Raw genomic sequence first — 7,608 nt, 5'->3', positions numbered from 1 at the left:
AGGAAACGGCGGTGGCGGGAACGGAAGGGGCGGGTCAGGACTCATCCCGGAGCAGCGTCGTCACCTTTCTCAAAACGCGAATCACGACGAATACGACAAGCCCTATCGCCAGAAGGATGTTCCAAACGGGGTCCGGCCAAGCGATATCGAAGCGCGGCCAATTCCCCATCTCGACCTCCGTTACGGTTTCGATAGCGTAGAAGGCCACGATGATGCCAAACAGTGTCTGGTGCTCATGGCGGAGGATCTTCCTGAATGAGAATTTTTGTTCGGCAGCGTGCCATTGGCGCCACCGGGGCAGAAAGGCCGGCGTTCTGGAGGCCCAGTCCAAATACGCCTGCCCGAACTTGCGGCGGAGAAACATCTCTTCGGTAAAGACGATGCGCTCGTAATAGAGCATGAACAGCAGGAGGTAAATGACAGGGATCCACCACACGCGAAGAAACATCGCAGGACCCAGTCCGACAAGGAAATTGCCAAGGTACAAGGGGTTTCGCACAATCGAGTACATCCCCGAGGTGTTGAGCGATTCCGCAACCTGCTTTTTCGTGTTGCGGCCCGACGTGTGCGGCTGCGCGTAACCGATGGTTAGGATGCGAATCCCAAGACCGGCCAGCGACACGGCCAGGCACACCATCTCCCAGGCCACGTCAAGCATATGGCTGCCGAAAGGATATGAGAAGTACTGCAGGCCGGCAAGGAACAGCGCCACCAGGATCAACGGCAGGTAACTTCTCCACCGGAAAAGCCACTTGCCGGAACTTTCCATTTCCTCCATCAGCGGCATCACGACATCTCCTCGTCAGCCGGAGCAAGTGCACAAACGTAGCAGGGTCCCTTCACACCATACAATCATTATACACAGTCTGACGGGCCCGTGAAGAATACAGGGTGGCTCAAGGCGGCACAAGCGTCGCTGCCCGGGATTATCCGGTCTTTCGCCAAGGAAGAGGCCCGGCAGGTCTGAGTCGTCTGGCTGCTCCAACTGGTCCGGCTCGGAGGCCGGGTTGGAGCGGGTGGTTCAGGCCTTTGCCCGATTACACGTGGGGTTCTCGCTCGAGTTTGCCGCCGTTGATCAATGCCCGGGCGCCTTTATCGACCTCTTCGGGGTTGGGGAAGAAGGTGCTGTAGGCGTGGAAGGCCAGGCCCACGCCCCAGCCAATCAGCGCCCAGTACCACCAACTGCCGCCCGACACCAGCAGGTCGACAACAATCAGAAAAGCGTTCACAATGACGTACGCGACCGCGTGGTCCCGGAACTCGCGCCGCTGCCGGGCGAGCCACTGTTCGCGGGCATACTCCATGTCGCGTTCCGTAGCGAGATGTTTCGCGGCCTCCTCGACCGCGCCCCGGCTTACCCCCAATTCGGCGGCTATCTCGACGAGATCTTCCAGCGAGACCCGGTCGCGGCTCCGCTGACGGCGCAAAGCCGACGCGACTATGGCGGTGACTTCATCTTGTGTATAGGTGCGTTCCCTGTCGTTCATCACAAGCTCCTCCCACAGGTGCGTATGCATCCAGTATGCCAGACGGGGGCGATTTGGATAAGTCCCTCGTTATCAATGCGCTACGCAGGCTTGTTTCCTGGTGCGGAGCGGGGATTGCGTGGCGAATTTCGCCTTGGAGTAGTCCATTATGCCACGATCTTGAGGCGCCCCCGCGCTTGCGGCCGCGGGACGTGGCGGCGATACGGGTTCCGCGTTCAGGCGCGCGACTTGATAGTGCATGACGATGATTCTACAATTGCGTTTCCAAGAGGCAATCCCGAGCATTGCCGGGACACGCAACCACCCCCTTTTTGAGCGTATCGGTGTACGTTCTGCAAGCAAGGGGCTGAATACTTGGGAGAGACGAACCATGTTGAAGCGCGTTGTAGTTGTTGCAGCGATGTTGTGCATGGCCTTGGCGTGCTATAGCCAGGAAACCGCGCCGGCTGCGGAACAAAAGCCGGCCCACCCCGACGTGAGCACGTGGAACGACCTGTTCAAACCCGATCTTTCCAACGCCGACAAGCCGGAAGGCGTGTGGACCTTCGAGAACGGCATATTGACCGCTACCGAGGACAAGGCTATCTGGACGAAGAAGGATTACGACAACTTCATCCTGGATCTCGAGTTCAAGACGGCTGAGGGAACAAATAGCGGCGTCATCGTCTACTGCAGCGACCCGGAGAACTGGATTCCCAACTCGGTCGAAATCCAAATCGCCGATGATTTCGCCGAGAAATGGGCCAATTCGCCCAAGACGTGGCAGTGCGGCGCGATCTTCGGGCACCTCGCTCCCTCGAAAAGCGTGGTGAAGAAGCCCGGCGAATGGAACCGCTTCACCATCACGTGCAAGGACAAGCTGATCACCGTCGTGTTGAACGGCGAGCCCATCACCTCGATGGACATGAGCAAATGGACCTCCGCGAAGACCAATCCGGACGGCTCCGAGATCCCGTCATGGCTGAGCAGGCCTAAGGCCGAGTTGCCGACAAAAGGCCGGATTGGATTCCAGGGCAAACACGCGGGCGCGCCCATCTGGTTCCGCAACATGAAGGTCAAGGAACTCGAGTAGACCGCGCGAAGAGCACGCCGGGCAGGTTATAAGAGGCGCCACGTGCCGGGTTTTGGCGCGGGGGTGTGCTCCAGCCTGCGGCAGGTCACCCAAAGGAAGTGAGGGGCGTCTCGTTGGCGAGGCGCCTCTATCATATCCACCCGAGGCCGGGGCCGAAGAGGACCAGGATTGCGGCGTCGAACGCGTACAGCCCGCCCACGACCCTGACTTTGTTCTTGAGCTTTTCCATGTCGTGCACCCAGAAGGCGACGAGGAAGAAGTGCAAGTAACCGAAGAGGAAAATGAGCCACGGGGCGCCGGCGTTCCACCACGGCCACTCCCACGTCAACGCGCCCACGGCATTCAGGAGAAGCTCAACGACTACGCAGAACGCTGCGCTCGTGAGCGCGATGAAGAGGCGGTTGGGGAGTCCGAGAATCTTGAGATGCTTGTCTTTCGGCAGCATCTTGCAGAAGGCGACCCCCGCGATCGCGAACATGAAACAGATCTCGATGTTCAGTCCGATCAGGATGAGGTAAGCGGTATCGCCTGGGGCTCCCCACACGGGCGCATAACCTGTCAAATGGAAAACGAGCGAGTTCCAAGTCTCATTGAACCAGTCCATAGCCCAGAACGCCAGCCCGCCGAACAGCACGTTCCAGTCCCGTTTTTGGATCTCAACCGTGTAGACATAGACCGCCAGGGCGAAGAGCGTTATCACGTGCCATTGAAACTGGCTTGCGTCGCGAAGAATGGCGGCAGCGCGTTGTGCTGATTCCGCGGGCATGATGGGTTCCTCCTTGTGCGATGCACGGTTTACAGGCGGCTCTTTGTGCGCCGTGTCAGGACTCCTTGGCTGCCAGGCCGGCCTCCTCGAGCCGGCGCAGCACGAGGCCCGTGTCGTAGGGCGTCTCGTGGAAGGTAGCGGTCCAGGGGGCGGATTCGGTATCAACGACAGCGTAGCGCGCGCCCGACGGTCCCGTGGCCGCGCCGGGGCACACGAAGAGGCTGTCTTCAACGAGGCGTGAAAAAGGCGCTTCAGAACCCCCGCACAGGATCAGACGCGCGTTGGCCGCCTCGCGCTGACGGTTGAAGACATCCGGAGACGTATCGGGGGTCAGCCGCTCTTTCATCCCGGTCGGCGCGCCATGACACAACAGTATGTCGAGTCCCTCGAGAGTGAAGCGGCGCTGCTTCGGCAAGGTGCCCAGCCATTCGATGTTCGCGCTGCCGGTGTGGGCGTACGTCCATTCCAGGCCGCGCCGCGTGTCTTCGGGCATTTTGAGCAGCAGCTTTTCACTGCTGCGCAAGAGGCGGGCCGTCGTGCGATCGTCAATGCCCTGGACGGTGGGAATGTGCGCTTGCCGGATGCACGCGATGACTTCATCGGGCCACGGATAGGCGCCGACGGAGTTGCCCCCGTTGAAAACGGTTTCGATTCCGCGCTGTTCGAGGGCCTCGAGGATAGCGCGCAATGCGGGCAAGTTGCCCCGGACCGCGCAAAAAACCGCCAAATACATCGGTTATTTCGGAGCTCCGTCAGTCTTTCATTGTGAGCCGGAAACGTGAAACTCACGCCACTGGCACGTACTATAGCTGTGCGGCCGCCGGAACCGCAACGTTTCATAAGAACAGCATTTGCAGGTTGTTAGCTGGCTTGGCTACATAGATCTCCATGTGACACGGATCGTGTTTGACCCTCTATTGACAAGGGTTTTCGAGAACCGAAATTCGAATGGCCTTGAAAAATAAGGCTTGACAAAACGCTATTTTATTTGTAATCAAACACACGGGCCAACAACATAAGGGGGCCCTCGGGGAGTTAATTTGCCGCGAGTGGGTGGCGCCTGTAGCGCTTCCCCGGTCCCGCGGCGGACGTTTTACGAAAGCTTGAAGAGCTTTCACGATGCCAGGAGGAGAACCAATGTCAGGAAAGAAGCCCATGACCAAAGCGCAGATCGTGACGGCGCTGGCCGACAAGACCGGCCTGACCAAGAAGGATGTCGCCGCTGTCCTCGAGGAGATAAAGGAAATCGCGTACAGAGAAGCCAAGACCGGGTTCACCCTTCCGGGACTGGGCAAGCTCGTGGTCGTGAATCGCAAAGCCCGTACCGGCCGCAATCCGGCTACCGGCGAAACCATCAAGATCCCTGCGAAGAAGGTCTTGAAGTTCCGCATTGCCAAGGCCGCCAAGGACGCGATCGCCCCGAAGAAGTAGGCGAGACACGCGGGAATCGGAGAGGACCGGCCCGGAAGTCTTCCGGGCCGGTTTTTTGCGCGTCACCCGGCGCCCGTGATTTGACAGCGCCCGTGCGGCTTGTTAAAATTCGAAAAACCGGCTCGGAGGGGCGCATTCAAGTGAGTACCGCGACCAGCGCGAAGCACCTTCTCACCACGTGAGAAGGCTTTTTTTTGTCTGAGCTTCGCACCTCCGGGCGAGAACCAAGGCCAGGAATATCCATGAGCGAAGCAGACTACCCTCCTGAGACCACGGTGGTGATGGACCACGAGGCCATCGAGGCGGCCCTGCGCCGGCTGGCCCAGGAAATCACGGCGGCATACGATTCCCTGGCCAACGTGGCGCTTCTCGGCATCCTGAGCCGCGGCCGGCCTCTCGCGGACCGGCTCGCGAACTACATCGAGGCCATGACGGGCACGCGTTTGCGCGTGGGCTCGCTTGCCACCACCCTGTACCGCGACGACCTCCGTAGCGGGCGCGTCCCCGCAACGGTCGGCAATGAAACCCACTTTGATTTTGACGTTGACGGCATGACGGTGATTCTGGTTGACGACGTTATCGCGGCGGGACGCACGATCCGGGCGGCGCTCGATGAGGTGATGGATTACGGACGTCCCCAGTGCATCCAGCTGGCTTGCCTGGTTGACCGCGGCCATCGCGAGCTGCCGATTCAACCCGATTACCTGGGCTGGGCCCTCGCCACGGCTCCGGACGAGCACGTAGCCGTGCGGATCGAGGAGATCGACGGCGAAGACGCCGTCCTTCTTGAGCGGGGCGCGGGGAATGAAACGGGCGGAGGGGAAGAGTAACATGACCACCGCGACCGAGAACGAGCAGCGCGTGTGGACGCGCAAGGACCTCATCGGCCTCGAGGACCTGTCGCGGGACGAACTCGAGATGATCCTCGACACCGCCCCGCAGTTTCTGGCGGTATCCCAGCGCGAGAGCGGCATCAAGAAGGTTCCGGTGCTTCAGGGCCGCCTCGTCGTCAACTGGTTCTACGAACCCAGCACGCGGACCCGCACCTCGTTCGAACTCGCCGCCAAACGGCTCAGCGCCGACACGCTCACCATGAACGCGGACGTCTCGAGTTCCAAGAAAGGCGAGACGCTCCACGACACCCTGTACAACATCGAGGCCATGCATACGGATATCGTTGTTATCCGACACAGCGCCGCCGGCGCGCCCCGCATTCTCGCCGAACGCCATTCGAGCCACATCATCAACGCCGGCGACGGCGCGCACGAGCACCCTACGCAGGGGTTGCTGGACGCATTCACGATTCGCCAGCATGTGCGCAGGACGCGCGACGACCCGCAAGCGGGTCTTGACGGTCTCCGGGTGGCCATCATCGGCGACATCGCCCACAGCCGCGTCGCGCGCAGTAATGTGTGGGGGCTTACGAAACTGGGCGCGAGCGTGGTGCTGTGCGGGCCGCGGACCCTACTGCCGGGAGCGTTCTCGAAACTGGGCGCCGACGTCACGTCGGACTTGTGCGAAGCCATTGAAGGGGCTGACGTGATTTATCTGCTGCGTATCCAGCTGGAGCGGCAGGGCAAGTGCCTGTTTCCAAGCATCCGGGAGTACATCCGGCTTTTCCGCATTGACAATGAATCGCTCAAGGCCGCCAAGAAAGACGTCCTGATCATGCATCCCGGCCCGATCAACCGCGACGTTGAACTGTCGACTGAAGTGGCTGACGGGCCGCGGAACGTGATTCTCGAGCAAGTGACGAACGGAGTGGCGGTGCGTATGGCAGTGATGCATTTGCTGGTCAATAAACCCAGGGTGGCTGTTTAGGGAGCCCACGGAATGACTCTCGTCATCAAGAACGGAGATGTGATTGACCCGGCCTCGAAGACATCGATGCCGCTGGACATCTTGATCGAAGGGGAACACATCGCCCGAATCGGCAAAGACCTGAGCGGCGACGAGCTCTTCGACGCGTCCGGGTGCGTCGTATGCCCTGGACTGGTAGATATCCATGTCCATTTTCGCGAACCGGGTTTCGAGTCGAAAGAGACCATCGCCTCGGGAAGCCGCGCGGCCGCGCGCGGCGGGTTCACTTCGGTGGTTACGATGCCCAACACGCAACCGCCCATCGACAACGGCGGGATGGTCGAGTTCGTTAACCGCCGCGCCCGCGAAACGGCCTGCATCAAGATCTGGCCGGCTGCCGCCGCCACCAAAGGCCGTGCGGGCGCCGAGATGACCGAAATGGCCGAACTCAAGGCCGTCGGGGCCGTCGCGGTCACCGACGACGGCGACGACATCGCTTCCAGCCGCGTATTGCGGCGATGCCTCGAATACGCCGACATGTGCGGCCTGACCTACCTCGGTCATTGCGAGGACGCATCGCTGGTCGAGGGCGGCGCCATGAACGCCGGGCTCAATTCGACCAAACTGGGCCTGTCGGGCATGCCCAAGGCGATGGAAGAGATCGCCGTCGACCGTCTCATGCGGCTTGCCGAGATGACCAAGTCAAAGGTTCATGTCTGCCACGTGAGCAGCGCGGGAAGCGTCGAGATCGTGCGGCGGGCCAAAGCGCGCGGCATTCGCGTCACTTGCGAAACCGCTCCGCACTATTGGACTCTCACCGATGACGCCGTCACGACCTTCAATACCAACGCCAAGATGAATCCTCCCCTGCGCGAAGAAGAGGACGTGGCAGCGATCAAAACAGGAATCAAGGACGGCACGATCGATTGCATCGCAACGGATCACGCCCCGCACACGCCGACCGAAAAGGACGTCGAGTTCGATTACGCCCCCTTCGGCATCGTGGGGCTCGAAACCTCGTTGGGACTTGTCATCACGGAGCTGGTTGAACC

Annotated in this window: 9 protein-coding genes; 5 read left to right on the top strand and 4 right to left on the bottom strand. The window is 60.6% G+C overall.

Annotation, left to right across the window (positions count from 1 at the left end):
• Nucleotides 1-34: 34 nt before the first annotated feature.
• Together PLJ71_10150 and PLJ71_10145 are read right to left on the bottom strand one after the other, a co-directional pair.
• The gene (locus PLJ71_10150; GenBank protein ID HQM49042.1) at nt 35-787 is read right to left on the bottom strand and encodes an isoprenylcysteine carboxylmethyltransferase family protein; all 753 of its coding nucleotides are present in this window, start codon (nt 785-787) and stop codon (nt 35-37) included.
• 250 nt (nt 788-1,037) lie between these two features.
• Nucleotides 1,038-1,487, bottom strand: a complete 450-nt coding sequence (locus tag PLJ71_10145; GenBank protein HQM49041.1) for a 2TM domain-containing protein — start codon at nt 1,485-1,487, stop codon at nt 1,038-1,040.
• Between the two features lie 370 nt (nt 1,488-1,857).
• Between PLJ71_10145 and PLJ71_10140 the strand changes: the two genes are divergently transcribed.
• Nucleotides 1,858-2,559 (top strand): DUF1080 domain-containing protein, encoded by a 702-nt coding sequence (locus PLJ71_10140; GenBank protein ID HQM49040.1) that lies wholly within the window; start codon nt 1,858-1,860, stop codon nt 2,557-2,559.
• Nucleotides 2,560-2,689: 130 nt separating this feature from the next.
• On the opposite strand, the gene PLJ71_10135 is transcribed toward PLJ71_10140, so the two are convergent.
• Both PLJ71_10135 and PLJ71_10130 read right to left on the bottom strand, forming a co-directional pair.
• Nucleotides 2,690-3,325 carry a hypothetical protein gene (locus tag PLJ71_10135; GenBank protein HQM49039.1) on the bottom strand — a complete coding sequence of 212 codons (636 nt, stop codon included), beginning with the start codon at nt 3,323-3,325 and terminating at the stop codon, nt 2,690-2,692.
• Nucleotides 3,326-3,380: 55 nt separating this feature from the next.
• Nucleotides 3,381-4,058, bottom strand: coding sequence for a metallophosphoesterase family protein (locus PLJ71_10130; GenBank protein ID HQM49038.1), 678 nt, complete (start codon nt 4,056-4,058; stop codon nt 3,381-3,383).
• A gap of 404 nt (nt 4,059-4,462) precedes the next feature.
• Between PLJ71_10130 and PLJ71_10125 the strand changes: the two genes are divergently transcribed.
• From PLJ71_10125 to PLJ71_10110, 4 genes are all read left to right on the top strand, one after another.
• Nucleotides 4,463-4,756, top strand: a complete 294-nt coding sequence (locus PLJ71_10125; protein HQM49037.1) for an HU family DNA-binding protein — start codon at nt 4,463-4,465, stop codon at nt 4,754-4,756.
• 242 nt (nt 4,757-4,998) lie between these two features.
• Nucleotides 4,999-5,586, top strand: a complete 588-nt coding sequence (gene pyrR / locus PLJ71_10120) for a bifunctional pyr operon transcriptional regulator/uracil phosphoribosyltransferase PyrR (GenBank protein ID HQM49036.1) — start codon at nt 4,999-5,001, stop codon at nt 5,584-5,586.
• 1 nt (nt 5,587) lies between these two features.
• Nucleotides 5,588-6,577 carry an aspartate carbamoyltransferase catalytic subunit gene (locus tag PLJ71_10115; GenBank protein ID HQM49035.1) on the top strand — a complete coding sequence of 330 codons (990 nt, stop codon included), beginning with the start codon at nt 5,588-5,590 and terminating at the stop codon, nt 6,575-6,577.
• A gap of 12 nt (nt 6,578-6,589) precedes the next feature.
• Nucleotides 6,590-7,608: dihydroorotase (locus tag PLJ71_10110; protein ID HQM49034.1), on the top strand; the 1,019-nt coding region annotated here is incomplete at its 3' end.

Source organism: Candidatus Hydrogenedentota bacterium, from assembly GCA_035416745.1.
Lineage (GTDB): Bacteria > Hydrogenedentota > Hydrogenedentia > Hydrogenedentales > SLHB01 > UBA2224.
Note: the sequence above shows the minus strand (reverse complement) of the source record. Positions and strands in the feature narration are given on the sequence as shown.